General features: G+C 42.0%; 7 protein-coding genes. All 7 read right to left on the bottom strand.

Annotation, left to right across the window (positions count from 1 at the left end; genetic code table 11):
* Positions 1-48 precede the first annotated feature (48 nt).
* The 7 genes from H8S90_RS20695 to H8S90_RS20725 all read right to left on the bottom strand — a co-directional run bounded on the left by H8S90_RS20695 (position 49) and on the right by H8S90_RS20725 (position 13,764).
* Positions 49-1,320, bottom strand: coding sequence for a Gfo/Idh/MocA family oxidoreductase (locus H8S90_RS20695; protein ID WP_187339697.1), 1,272 nt, complete (start codon positions 1,318-1,320; stop codon positions 49-51).
* Positions 1,321-1,551: 231 nt separating this feature from the next.
* Positions 1,552-3,138 carry a RagB/SusD family nutrient uptake outer membrane protein gene (locus tag H8S90_RS20700; protein WP_187339698.1) on the bottom strand — a complete coding sequence of 529 codons (1,587 nt, stop codon included), beginning with the start codon at positions 3,136-3,138 and terminating at the stop codon, positions 1,552-1,554.
* A gap of 136 nt (positions 3,139-3,274) precedes the next feature.
* Positions 3,275-6,457: a SusC/RagA family TonB-linked outer membrane protein gene (locus H8S90_RS20705; RefSeq protein WP_255501677.1), complete on the bottom strand. Its 3,183-nt coding sequence runs from the start codon at positions 6,455-6,457 to the stop codon at positions 3,275-3,277.
* A 156-nt stretch (positions 6,458-6,613) separates the two neighbouring features.
* The gene (locus H8S90_RS20710) at positions 6,614-7,732 is read right to left on the bottom strand and encodes a FecR family protein (protein ID WP_187339700.1); all 1,119 of its coding nucleotides are present in this window, start codon (positions 7,730-7,732) and stop codon (positions 6,614-6,616) included.
* A gap of 175 nt (positions 7,733-7,907) precedes the next feature.
* Positions 7,908-8,516: an RNA polymerase sigma factor gene (locus H8S90_RS20715; protein WP_187339701.1), complete on the bottom strand. Its 609-nt coding sequence runs from the start codon at positions 8,514-8,516 to the stop codon at positions 7,908-7,910.
* Positions 8,517-8,775: 259 nt separating this feature from the next.
* Positions 8,776-10,443, bottom strand: coding sequence for a RagB/SusD family nutrient uptake outer membrane protein (locus H8S90_RS20720; RefSeq protein ID WP_187339702.1), 1,668 nt, complete (start codon positions 10,441-10,443; stop codon positions 8,776-8,778).
* 27 nt (positions 10,444-10,470) lie between these two features.
* Entirely contained in the window at positions 10,471-13,764 is a 3,294-nt protein-coding gene (locus H8S90_RS20725) for a TonB-dependent receptor (RefSeq protein ID WP_187339703.1), read from the bottom strand.
* Positions 13,765-14,164 lie beyond the last annotated feature (400 nt).

Consider the following 14,164-nt stretch of genomic DNA (forward strand, 5'->3'; position numbering starts at 1 on the left):
TTGTTATTTTTTATGCTTTACGCAATACGCTATATTTAAAATAAAAGCTTAAATCGTCCAAGGTCCACGCATGGGCTGATCTACCAAACGATTGGCTGCTTCATCATCTACAAATAGTTGCTTTTCGGGATCGAACTTCAGCGACCTTCCCAAACGTAAAGCGGTAAGTCCCATATTAACCAATGTACAGGATCGATAACCATTCTCTTCGTTGAGCGCAAACTTTTGTCTTCTCTTCACCGCTTGCACAAAATCCGTTACTTGAGCTTCGGGCTCAGGAAACGCTGCCAGCTTCCGCTCCATATCCGGGATATCCGATTTAAAACCCGGATATAATTTACCATTTGGCCCATCTATATATGGTACATCTTCATCTCTTCCCTCACCATCCAAAATAATTTTACACCCGTCGGCGTAGGTATACTCAATTCTCCGCCAAGTACCCACTGCATCGCTATGCTGCTGCGGAGCATCTATTTCTACCGAGACCGGACTTTCATTATCCTTACCTAAAAAGTACTGAATAGGATCTAAATAGTGTTGCCCCATATCTCCCAGGCCTCCCCCATCATAGTCCCAATAACCTCTGAAGGTTTGATGCACACGATGTGTACTATAAGGCTTAAATTGCGCCGGACCCAACCACATTTCATAATCCAACTCTGCAGGCACGGGTTCTACAGGTAAATTTTCCTTTCCTACCCAATAAAACTTCCAATCAAAACCAGTATGTCTACTTACGGTAACTGTCAGTGGCCAGCCAAGCATACCCGTATTTATCAGCTTCTTTATCCGCTTAACGGGTACCGCCATTCCGTAAAAATTATCTTCAAAACGAAACCATGTGTTTAATCGGAAAATGCGTCCATGTTGCTGAACAGCTTCTTTCACCTTCTTTCCCTCTCCAATTGTACGCGTCATGGGTTTTTCGCACCAGATATCTTTTCCTGCACGCGCTGCTTCTGCCGCCATAACGCCATGCCAATGTGGAGGTGTTGCAATGTGGACAATGTCTACTTCAGGTAATTGAATAAGATCTCTAAAATCAGCCAATTGCTTGATTCCGGTATCATTTAGCTGCTTCATGGCTATAGCGAGATGTCTTTTATCAACATCGCATATGGCAACCGTTTTAGTGCCGGCATAATCAAAATGCCCTCGTCCCATGGCTCCCACACCGATAATGCCTTTCGTCAAATGATCGCTTGGTGCTAAAAATCCTTGTCCCCCTAATACAAATCGGGGTACAATACTAAACGCCGCTGCTGCAAACGCCGATTTTTTTATAAACGTACGTCTGGAGGTATGTGTTTCTTTCATTTAAGGTTTGTGTTTAAGTATTGACTCGTTTAAACTCGCGGTCAATTTAATAATAATTTAATAGTATTACCAATTAAACGATCACGCAACCGTTTGCACGGACACAGATAATCAAAAAAAAGCTCATTTCTTTAAAAATCGGCATTTCGGCTAAGCTTTTTGTTACAAAATAGGCTTTTGGTATGAAGACCCGTCAAAACACTCATACCAAAAGCCTAAAAACAACCAAGATCAATAACCAGGGTTCTGAACCATATTTGGATTCGCCAATATTTCATCCTGCGGAATAGGATATCTAAAATCCCTGTTGGGGTCTTGCGATCGTTCTTCCACCGTTACTCTATTACCCGTAGCTGGATTGGTCGCCCCGTATACGATACCGTTCATAACCTCTCCCAAAACGCCCCAGCGTCGGATATCGTAAAATCGCGGCCCCTCAAAAGCTAGTTCTGCCATTCTTTCCCGACGCACCAGTTTACGCAATGCATCCGCTGAATTGTATGCTTGCACATCAATATCAGGCATACCCGCCCGATTACGGATATCATTTAAATGAGTGATGACATCAGGGTGCGAGTGCTCTCCTAATTCAATAAGTGCCTCTACATAGTTAAGCAGCACCTCAGCGTAACGTATGTTCATATAGTATAATTGTCTTGATCCAAACCGATCGCGCGTATCCAAATATTTACGCACCCAAAATCCCGTAGCCGTAGAGCCCTGTACTCCTATTCTATCCGGATTATTGGGATCGGTATTGAAAGGATCGAGTACTACCCCGCTAAACTCATCACCGGGCATTAGTACTGAAGCCTTCAGGCGCGGATCTCTGTTATCATTATAATTTGGATATCTGCTATAAATAGCAGCCGAATCGGTTCCCAACTCTTCAAGCGTTTTACCCTGTCTGGTTTCAAAATTATCTACCACTACACTCGTTGGATACAAGGAACCATTTCCACCGATACTAAAAGGAGCGGCAACATTCCATGCCTCTACATTTCCATTTGGCCTGAACATAATACGCTCATTATTAATCTCTCCATCATAGCTAAATAATTCAGCAAAACTATTGGACGGATTGCTAGGTGATCGATAGAGACGAAATACGTTCAGGTCGACTACGCGTTTAGCCATGTCTCTGGCTAATTCGTAGCGATGATAGAACAACGCCAATCTCGATATGAAAGCAAAGCACGCACCTTTAGAAATACGGAACGCTTCCTGGTTAGAATATTCTATAGGTAAATCTTCGGCTGCCAGTTGAAATTCACTTACAATAAAATCAAATACTTCTTCTTGCGGACTTCTACTTGCATCATTTTCGTTAGGATTAACGGCCACTGTCATAATTGGAATATCACCAAACAACAGTAATAACTCCATATGATAATAAGCTCTTAAAGCCCGTGCTTCCGCCTTGTAGCGCGTTAACAAAGCTTGTTCCATGAACACTTTATCTGCATGTTCTAAAAATCTGTTGGCGAAACGTATATTGAGGTAACAGTCTTGCCAAAAGTGCAGTGCCACGCCCCACTGGTCGTTATGCAACCCCTTCGTAAATATTTCATAGGCACCCCGATGATCTTGTCTTGCTACTGCCTCATCGGTTAGACTTGTTCTCAACATACCCCCTCTGCCAGAAAAACCATCCGGCACCCCCCAATAAACTGTTGCCAGCGCATTTCTAGCTTGTGTCTCTGTTTCCCACCAGATATCGTCTGTTACACCAGTTGGGTGCTCATGTGTCAAGAATTTCTCACACCCTGACATTATAATTGATAGTATCGCTATTGCTATAACCTTTACTGTTTTCATCCGTTAATAATTGTTTTAATCCATCTATCGAATGGAGCTAACCATGTTTAAAATTTACATACTTGTGTATGATGAAAAGTAGATTTTAAACATGGAGGGTTTATTTTAAATCATTTGTTCAACGAGCATTACCCCTTTAAAACTGGGCGCTTATGCCTATACTGTACATTTTCATGATTCCATAAGTCCACTGATTACCTGCGCTCTCAGGATCTCTTAACTTCATAGAAGTAAATACAAAAGGATTTTGCGCATTTACATAAAGCCTTAGCCTATTTACTCTCAATGCATTACGCATCCTTTCGTTAAAATTATATCCCAACTGTATATAATTTATTCTGGTAAAAGCCTTATTCTGAATCCAGAAATCAGAGGAGAACTTTTGTGCACCAGGGTTAACAGTAGCACGCGGAAATCTTGCATTAGGTCTATCTGGCCTCCAATAGTTCTCAGCCCAATAAGCTGTAGGTACACCCCCATCAAAACTCATATCCATTGGATTGGCTAGCATTCCCGTCAATCGATCCGCCGCTTTACCAGCTCCAGTGAACTGAATATCAAAATCAAAGCCTTTGTACTCCAGATTAAAATTGGCAAAATAAGTAAATAAAGGCGTAGGGTTTCCTATATAACCTTGATCTTCAGCATTAACCACACCATCGCCATTGACATCCAGAAATTTGATATCACCTGGTTGAGAGCCGAGATATATCGGTATCAAAGGATTACCTTCCGCATCAAAATCACTCTCTTGCAATATACCGTCGGTTTTATAGCCAAAAATCCCATCGATTGGCGAGCCAACTTCACGAATACTAGCTCCGCTGATGTAAGGGCCACCCTGTAACGATAGGATTTCATTTTTAACGTAAGTTGCTCCGCCACTTAACCCGATCCTCATATCTTTATTAAGTTCCTCATAATAATTACCGGAAATCTCCCAACCCCTATTGAGCACCACACCGGCGTTGATAGGTGATATGCCTATACCACCAGAGTACGCCACCGGAGGTGTAATCAAGATGTCACGTGTTTTTTTATTGAACCACTCCAGTACCAGCTCTACTTTATTATCCTTCAACAGGCCGATATCCATACCTACATTAAAAGACTCCAGCGTTTCCCAGGTAATATCAGGGTTACCCCAAATATTCTCTACGCCATTACTGTTATCAATCAATGTCTGAAAACGGTATAAGCCTATATTCTCATTTCCTACTAAGCCGAAAGAAGAACGCAGCTTCAAATTATTTACAAAACTGATGTCTTCCATGAAAGACTCTTTGTGCATATTCCATCCAATAGCTGCGGAAGGGAAGAATCCATACCTATTGCCCGGGCCAAACCTCGAAGAACCATCTACACGCGCTATGGCTTCTACCATATACTTATCTTTGTATATATAATTCAACTTTGAAAAACCAGACACAATTGACCACGCATCAAAACCCTGATCATTACTTTCCTCCAGAGATTGACCAATCATTGCATAAAGGTTGTGCTCGCCAAACCGGCGGGTATACTCCAAGTGGGTCTGCAAGTTATAGTAAGTCGTTCGGCCGGTACTCGCATCTCTTACCAATCCCCATGTTTGCGCAAGCTCTCCCGTAAACGGATCAAAAAAATTAAAGTTATCTCTACTCGTTCTGAAGGCATCACTGTTGATACGAAAATGTCCGTGGCTCCTTAATACTAAACCAGGTAAGATCTCCCACCTTGGCCGTACATCGATATTTGATTGTACATGCTCTCCCTTCCAGATTCCACCAACTTCAGCGTATGCAAGCGGGTTGACAATATCGATGTACCTACCATAAAACGATCGGCCGTCCTGATCAGGGTATTTCGGCACAATGGTTGGCGGTACACGATACATATCTTCTAACATCCTATTTCCGCCCGTACCTTGTGGCCTTTCAGATCTGGTAACATCCCGTCTTGTGGCAAAAACATCCAATTGCATAGAAATATTATCCCTGAGGGAGACGGTAGAATTTGCTCTGACCTGGTAGCGGCTTGTTCCGCTAAGTGGTATCATCCCTTCCTGCTTCAAATAATTTCCTGTAATGTTGAATCTCGCTAAGCTATTTCCGCCATTGATACTTAAGGAATGATTTGTAATGGGCGCTGCTTTATCGATGAGTAAACCCATCCAATCGGTATTTGGGTATCGATATGGATCGACTTGATCAATGGTATGCTGAATTTCTTCTTCTGAATAATAACTTTGATTCCCGGCATTTACCTGCGCCTCATTGAATAAACGCATATACGCTGGTGCATCAACTAATTTATTCAGTGTGGGCGACTGTACGCCGTAATAACCATCATATGCCACATTAATTTTTCCGGGAACACCACGTTTGGTGGTCACTAAAATAACGCCGTTAGCTCCTCTGGCTCCGTAGGTTGCTCCAGCCGCTGCATCTTTAAGTACGGTAATTTCAGCAATGGTAGATGGATCGATATGGTTCATATCCATCGGAACGCCATCTACAATTACCAGCGGATTGGCATTGCCCAGGGTACTTATTCCACGAATTTGAATCACCGCGTTATCGTATCCCGGCATAGCCGACCCCTGATTTACGCGTATACCAGTTGTTCCTCCCTGCAGGGCCTGAGACAGATTGGTGATAGGCTTTCCGGCCGTCTGGCGCTCTACATTAACAGAGCTTACCGCACTGGCGATGTGTTGTTTTTCCTGTTCAGTCATGCCGGTGACCACCACCTCCTGTAAGTTGGAGACCTCTTCGTTAATCGCAATCGTAAGATTATTGTAACTCCTGGTGATCAACTGCTCGTGGGCAACAAAACCTATTTTTGAAAAAACAAGTACATCGCCACTGTTAACCGTGACCGCATAATACCCGTCATCATCTGTGCTTCCCAAAGGAGTTTTCCCTTTAACAGATATGATCACATTGTCCACTCCTTTAGGAGGTTCATTGGTATCATACACTCTTCCGCGAACGGTTACAATAGAATCTTGCAGGCTATTACCAAAGAGTCCCTTTTTTTCCGTTTTCTTCGAGATGACCACTTGGTTTCCCAGCAGACGATACGCCAGAGGTTTACCTAATAACGCTTTATTCAGAATCTCCGGAATCTTACCATCACGAACATCTAAAGTAACTTTTAGATCGGCGATGGCCTGATCGCTATAAAACACAGAATAATCCGTTTGTTTTTGGATCTCTTCAAATAGCTCTGTAAGCTTTCCATTTTGCAATTTAACGCTAACCCTGTTCTGTGAATAGGAATCGGCGTACACAGCAACCATGCCGACACATAAAAAAAAGGTTATCAGCTTTATCATCCGCCAAATTCTTTTAAAAAAACGAGGAACCGTGCCATACATTTGGCAGGCATAAGAAAAAGTCATAGTTTTGATTAATAATTAGTTTAAAACCTTAGGTTAATTATTGAAATTAACAGGTAGGTGTTGCAGCATCTACCTGTTTTTGATTTGCAGCTAATTGCTAGCCTTTTTTTTCTGTACTACTACCCTCCTTCCTTGTTGAGTGATATAATAATATTGACTGTCATACACCGTATGCAAAACATTTAACAACGAGTTATTTAAGTCCAATGTTCCCGAGAATGTTTCTTCACGGGTCTCGGCTTCTACATCTAAAATTTTCACATTGTATCTGCGCTCCAGTTTTTTGAGCACTTCGAGGTGTGGCGTATTATATAATTTCAGCTTTCTACCTGTCCAGAGAACTTCGTGATTGCTCTTATCAAGACTAATATTTAGTTTATCAATTTTTCGGTCCAATACCGCTACGTCTCCCGGTACAAGTTGTTGTTTCTGAAAACGCTCGGAAGATTTTGTATCGCTCAACTCAATCTTTCCACTCAGCAATATGGCAGTAGAGGCAGATTCATCCTTATAGGCACTCACATTAAATTTGGTACCTAAAACTCTTATTTTTATATCTTCAGTACGCACAATAAAAGGATGCTTTTCATCCGTGGCGATATCAAAAAAAGCCTCTCCTTCCAAATAAACCGTTCTACTTTCGTTACTAAAATTTGTTGGAAAGGTCAATTGTGAACCCGCGTTCAACGTGACTTTGCTATCATCGGGTAAGCGTAGGCTTATACTTCTCCCATAAGGAACGTTAAGTGTTTGAAAACTAGACTTTCCGTTGTCAGCTTTATTGTCTACCACCAGTTCTTTCTGTTCGTGAAGTTTCGTAAATGTACCGTCTTCCGCGAGCAGGCCTATAGCTGTAGTATCAACGGCGATGGTTTGGTTTTTAATGGCTATATGCTCCAAGTTTAAGTTGCTGCGACTACGGTTAGTTGTGTAAATCAGCACAGCCAAAATAATACTGGCGGCACATGCTGCAACTTTGAGGTAAAGACGTTTAGGCCTCCTTCTCATACTTATCTGATCTGTTCCGGTTGATGCCTGAATACGTTGCCAGAGTACGTCTCTATCATTAAGGGTTAAACTTGCAGGCCTCGAGAGCTTTAAAAAGCGTAGTATACGCCAAGCTGTAGTCCGTTTAACTTGACTGTCTTCCTTGGAGAGTATTTTTTTATGATCGTCTTCGACGAGTATATCCTCTTCTTTTTTATACATCAGTTTACCTTAATATTGCCATTTCGGGAGTTCGAAATCCCATTATACAAATGACGTATATCGGTAAGAGACTAATGGGTTTGATTTTATAGACTTCGATTTAGGTCTTTTTTTTAAAAAAAAATCAAACAGCTAATAATCAGACGTTTAATTTCACAAGGCAAAAATAAAAGGATTAGCTAATCCTTCTTTTGCACTTTTCGGCGGATACGGATAATAATAGGAATAGTAGCGGTAGTTTAACTTCTTCCAACGCTAGGCGAAGTTGCTTGATCCCCCGATAAACCAAGGTACGACAGGTAGCTACAGAAATCATCATTATTTCCGCAATCTCTTCATAACGCAGTTCATCATTAAATTTGAGTATTATAGCTTCCCGCTGTCTCATTGGCAGTATAGACATGACCTGCTGTAACTTATGAAACAGTCTGAGTTCTTCATCTGATAATCCAGTGGAACCATCTTCCTGCCATGCTATATCGAGATTATAGATTTCCGTAAGCTCAATATTTCTTGGATAGAAATCTTTCAGCCGTTTGATGATCTTTCTTTTTAAAGAGACAAACAGGTAAGATTTCACATTAACAATTGTAGCTAACCTGGCCCTATAATGATATAAATCCACAAATAGATCATGAATACAATCTCTTATAAGATCGGCATCGCGATGATATCTAAAACCAAAAGCAAACAGCGATTCTAGGTAGCAATCGTATAACTGTTCAAAAGACGCCTGTTTGCCTTCTACAAAATTTTGCCACAGTATCTGTTCCTTCTGATCCATATCGTTAATCTGCTCTTCTTTTCAGCATTTCGCACAAGAATTGCGGTTCTTATTATTGGAAGTTGTTATACGCTATCTTTAGGATATATTGCTTAAGCGCTACACGCTAATTAATTCGTGGCCAATTTAATAATATTTTAATTGTAATACCAAAATTACACTTATGCAACCGTTTGCGTGAAAGCCATTGTAAAATGACGCATACTATGATCAATATAATTGCCTGTTAACGACGGTCGTTAACAGGCAATTAAACGCATTATTGATTTTGTTTGAGCACATCTGCACCCATAATATCAATCTGCGTCTGTGGAATAGGGAAGTATTCATTCTGCCCCTGCGTAAAACTTGCTCCCTGCAGATAAGTACGTTTCTGTCTTTCTTTTTCAAGGTAAGTATTTAAGGTTTCAGCAGCAGCCCCCCATCTCACTAAATCGAAGAAACGGTGCCCTTCGAGCGCCAGTTCCAAACGACGTTCAAAACGCACGGCCTTCCGCGCATAGGTCTGGTCGGGAAATGACGGGTACTCATTCACGACATAATTAGCTGCCGGGTCACCGTCATCCGTAGTTACAAGCTCATTGGCTGCACGTCTTCTGATTTGGTTAACAATATCCAAAGCCATACTTAAATCGCCTTCTTCCACCGCAATTTCAGCACGCATCAATAAAACGTCGGCATAACGTAAAGCCCGGTAATTGTTCGCATTTGCGCGCGGCGACTCTGCTCCGGCATTGTCTCCATCACTGGCAAAAAACTTCTTAAAAGTATATGGCCCTGCAAAACTCTGATCCCGAATCCAGTTTGCGCCGGGGTGTATTCCCCAGTTAAGAAAAGGTATTCCGCGGCGTCCTACCGACCAATCCAGGCGAGGATCAAGATTACCGGTATGCGGCTCAAAAGGAGCGGAGGAAGCCAAACCTTCATCATTTGTAACATCTTCATCATTAAAGGTATCCAATAAAGGCAGTCCATTTTCATCTGTTTTAAAAGCATTTACAAGATTTTGGGAAGGCTGGAAAAAACCGCAGCAACCGCCGGGTCCAGATCCATAGGGAAAATTCAAATTATCTCCCCAAAAACCATTTTGCCCGCTGCCGCCATCACCTACCGACATCTGTACTTCAAATACCGATTCACTGTTGTTTTCTGTAGCAATTTTAAAATTATCATGAAAGTTTTCTACCAGTTCGTATGGCCCGTTGTTAATCACATCGTCCAATAGGAGCTTTGCTGCATCGTAATCGCTTTGGTACATATGCACTTTACCCAGAAAAGCTTTTGCCGTCCAACTGCTGGCTCTTGCAACATCGGCCTTTGTAGGCGAGAGATTTTCCACAGCATATTCCAAGTCAGCTTCAATCATTGGCCAGATATCCTGATCATTAGGCAGATTCAAATAATCGGTCACATGCTCATCTACGTAAGGCACCATATTCCACATTTTTTTTGCTTCGAAATGGTACCATGCACGAAGGAAACGTGCTTCGGCAGTAGCTTGATGTATCTCTTCTTCCGACATATCGTCAACCTGAGCTATCAATTTTAGAACATCATTGGATCGGGCCACACCATCATACACCGTAATCCATTTCTCATTAAACACACTGATGTCGGGCTGACTTACATAACGTTCTATAGTAGTAATCTGCGCCTGATCTCCAACATCACTCCCCTTATAGGCATCATCTGAAACTACTGAGCCATATATCCAATTACTAGCTGACGAGCCAAACGTAAAACCGGAACCTACGCCATCCAACAAACTATAAGCTCCAATCAACAGGGCATTGACGCCCGACTTATTGGCCAACAATTCTTCATCAGCCACTCCCAGTGGCTTTTTCTCTAAAAAATCTTTACTACAGGATGCTAGAAGTATTAGAAAACCCATAGTTACAGACAGTATAAATCTTAATTTTTTCATCGTTTGAGATCTTATGTTTAACAAATTTTAAAACCCAACATTAATTCCAAATTGGTACATCTTCGAGAGCGGATAGTTTCCCTGATCAACACCGAGTGTTGTCGAACCCGGAGTGGATCCCACTGAAGTGATTTCCGGATCGATCCCGGTATAGTTCGTAAAGGTAAACAGGTTCTGACCTTGGATATAAATGCGTACACGTTCTAAGCCAATTTTTGATAAGGTGCTTTCAGGAAACGTATATCCAAGCGTTAGATTTTTCAAACGGAAATAAGAACCATCCTCTACAAAATACGAAGAAGGTTGCTGGCTACGACTGTCATTAGCATCTAAGATAGGTAGTACCGCATTTGGATTATCCGGAGTCCACGACTCGTTTAACATACGCAAACTTCTATTCCCCGCCTGGTTGTTAAAGTCTACCCAGCGTTTTACCATATTAAGTACATCAGCTCCCTGCACACCCTGGAAAAATGCAGATAAATCGAAATTCTTATAACCCAAATTAATGTTAAGCCCATAGGTAAAATCGGGATGGGGGTTACCAATAAAAGTTCGGTCATTATCGGTAATCACGCCATCACCATCTAAATCTCGGTATTTATATTTACCTACGGCCGCATAGCCCGGGTATTCAGGTCCGTTAGCCAGGTCTTCTTCATTTTGATAAAAGCCATCTATTACGTGTCCATAGAAAGAATATAAAGGCCTATCGACGGTAGATCGCGTCCAAATATAACTGCGGATGTCTGGCCCCATTAATACGGTAGACTCTTCATCACTCAGACGTACCACTTTATTACGATAGGCAGAAATATTGGCACTGATACCATAAGAAAACCCACCACTGGTATTGTCCTGATAGTTTACGGCAAAATCAAATCCTTTATTGTTCATCTCGCCCACATTAACAAATGGTACCGTTGCCACGCCTTGCGTTCCGGGCAGCGTCAACTGATAGAGCATGTCAGACGTTGTACGATTATACAAATCCAGATTAAAGCCAATTCGGCCTTGCAAAATTGTCATATCCAAACCGACATTTGTTTGCGTGGTAGTTTCCCATTTTGCATCGGGATTTCCGAAAGCTCCAGAATCAAAGCCTGGTATAACCGCATTATTTGAGCCATCTATTGCATATGACGACTCATTTAGTGTTGAACGGTACGTGTTGAAACCATTGTAGTTACCGATCTCCTGGTTACCTGTTTGGCCCCAACCGGCCCTGATCAATAAATTGTCCAACCAACTCACTTCAGAAAGAAAACTCTCTTCAGACACACGCCAACCACCACTGAAAGCCGGGAAAGTACCGTAGCGATTATTGGCACCAAACCTACTCGAACCATCGCGACGTATAGTTGCCTCAAGCAGATAACGATCCTTCAACGAATAATTTATTTTTCCAAAAATGGAGAACAAAGCCCATTCATAACCTGCACCGCTATTATTAATATTTGCAGTACCGGAATTCAAAAACATATAATCGGGGTCTTCAGAGAAGAAAGTGTTGCGAAAGCCGGAAAAGTCTTCACCGAAGGCCTTTATTGCTTCCGTACCTGCCAGCACATTTACGTTATGGATTTCGTTGAATGTTTTGGTATAATTTAAGGTATTTGTCCAGGTTAGGTTAATATCATTGATATTAGCCTTCGTCATGGAGTTAGCCGCTTCGATTTCAGCTTCTTCCAAATCCATCAGCACATAATTGACTCTATTGACATTGGTATAGTCGAATCCTAAACTTGTCCTTGCAGTTAACCCATCGAATACATCGGCTTCTGCAAATACATTTCCGAAAGCACGTAACGTATTTGCCTGATTATTCCTGCCCCGATATAATTGGGCGACCGGGTTTGTTGCCGGTCCAAGTCCTGCCGCTCTGGTTGCTGCAAAATTCCCCATAATATCGTAAACAGGTATGATAGAGGGGATTCGATAACCATTCCCTATGGGGTTTCCATCCTGATTATTAGCTGTGCTTGCCGTACCGTTATTAAAATAATACCCTTTATTTTCGGTATAACTTAATTCTAAGTTTTCTCCGAACCGAACAACTTTCTTCACATTAAATTCGGTGTTGGCACGAAGCGAATAGCGATTAAAGGCCGTATAATCCAATACTCCATCTTGATTGAGGTAATTCAGAGATACCGCGTAACGCCCGTTGTCAGAACCACCGGTTGCCCCAAGGTTATATTCCTGTACAAGTGCAGGCCGCAGGATTTCATTATGCCAATCGGTACCCTCCTTATTTGCTCGGACAATCTGATAGAAGTTATCGGCGTCATAGCTGTACCGCGAAGGGTCGACGCTAGGATCTCCTTCAAACAATCCATAGTTAGATCCAGCTAAAATATAATCAGGTACCACAGCATTCGGCCCGTTACCAAACTGCGGATGCGAAGGATTTCCGTTCGACAAAACCCCGGCATTACGCAACTGCGTCCAGAGTAGGTCGCCGAATTGCTGCGGATTTCTGATAAGCCCCAAATTGACCTTTCCTGTTTGCACCCCTACACGTGAATCAAAGCTTATGCGTGACTCACCGGAGGTTCCCTTTTTCGTTGTAATAATTACCACTCCATTTGCAGCTCTAGAACCATAAATGGACGTAGAAGATGCATCTTTAAGTACCTGCATAGACTCAATATTATTTGGGTTGATGCTATTCAAGCCCCCTTTTGTAGGTACACCATCGATAATATACAAGGGATCATTATTGTTAATGGTACCGAAACCTCGAACCCTCACCGTCGCTTCACCTCCCGGGCTGTTGTTGGATGTCACGGTAACCCCGGCAGCTCTGCCCTGTAATTGCTGGGCTACGTTCGGGGCTTGCACTTTCGTTAACTCTTTGACGTCAACGATCGCTACCGCACCGGTAATATCTTTTCTAGCTTGCGTAGAATAGCCGGTTAATACCACTTCTTCCAAGGTATTTAAATCTTGGTTAAGTGTGATCGAGACAGGAGATTGATCACCTACCGTAAACTCCCTTGTCACATAACCCACAGACGTAAATACGAGTACATCGCCAACCTTCGCAGGAAGGCTGAACGTTCCATTTTCATTGGTTACCGTGGCACGATTAGCTCCTTTTAGTTGTATACTCACACCCGGTATAGGAGCAGGAGGATCACTATCGTCCCTTACGGTACCGGTAATCGTTGAATCCTGATTATCTATGTTTGCAATAACGTAGCTACTGTTCAGGTTATTGACTGTAATACCCTTAGCCAAAATTGGACAGTAAAGGAATACCAACAATGCTACTAATATTCCTATAGAAGTTTTTAGATGGATTTGTTTTTTTTTCATCTTTTATTTTTTATGCTGTTTTTATAAGCGATGAGCTGTACGCCTACATCCCTCGTAAGTTCTGTTTGATCGTCATCTCGACTGCAGGCACACAAACGAGCCTGCAGCAGGGAATTTTGATGATTAGATTACTTATCCACGTGTATAATGCTGATCTCAACGATCTCTGGTTCAAAGCATTTTGTTCTAATTAAATTTGCCCGTTAGTTAAACACGAGCATGTCGACATTTTTACACGAGGTTAATTGATACAAATGAATGTTAAGTGCCCTGACAATACCTCCTTCCTTTCTTTTACTAAAATTTAAGTAACTAATGATATCTTAGTCTGCGGGGTGTGACCCCAATAAGACAATAAATGAATTTTCACACTTTTATAGGCGTCAGAATACGCTCAACG

Origin of the sequence: Olivibacter sp. SDN3, assembly GCF_014334135.1 — a bacterium.
Taxonomy (GTDB): domain Bacteria; phylum Bacteroidota; class Bacteroidia; order Sphingobacteriales; family Sphingobacteriaceae; genus Olivibacter.

Bases quoted from the DNA above. Each gene is read 5' to 3' on its own strand.
- H8S90_RS20700 (WP_187339698.1), bottom strand. From the start codon at position 3,138: ATGAAAACAGTAAAGGTTATAGCAATAGCGATACTATCAATTATAATG.
- H8S90_RS20705 (WP_255501677.1), bottom strand. From the start codon at position 6,457: ATGATAAAGCTGATAACCTTTTTTTTATGTGTCGGCATGGTTGCTGTG.
- H8S90_RS20720 (WP_187339702.1), bottom strand. From the start codon at position 10,443: ATGAAAAAATTAAGATTTATACTGTCTGTAACTATGGGTTTTCTAATA.
- H8S90_RS20715 (WP_187339701.1), bottom strand. From the start codon at position 8,516: ATGGATCAGAAGGAACAGATACTGTGGCAAAATTTTGTAGAAGGCAAA.
- H8S90_RS20710 (WP_187339700.1), bottom strand. From the start codon at position 7,732: ATGTATAAAAAAGAAGAGGATATACTCGTCGAAGACGATCATAAAAAA.
- H8S90_RS20725 (WP_187339703.1), bottom strand. From the start codon at position 13,764: ATGAAAAAAAAACAAATCCATCTAAAAACTTCTATAGGAATATTAGTA.
- H8S90_RS20695 (WP_187339697.1), bottom strand. From the start codon at position 1,320: ATGAAAGAAACACATACCTCCAGACGTACGTTTATAAAAAAATCGGCG.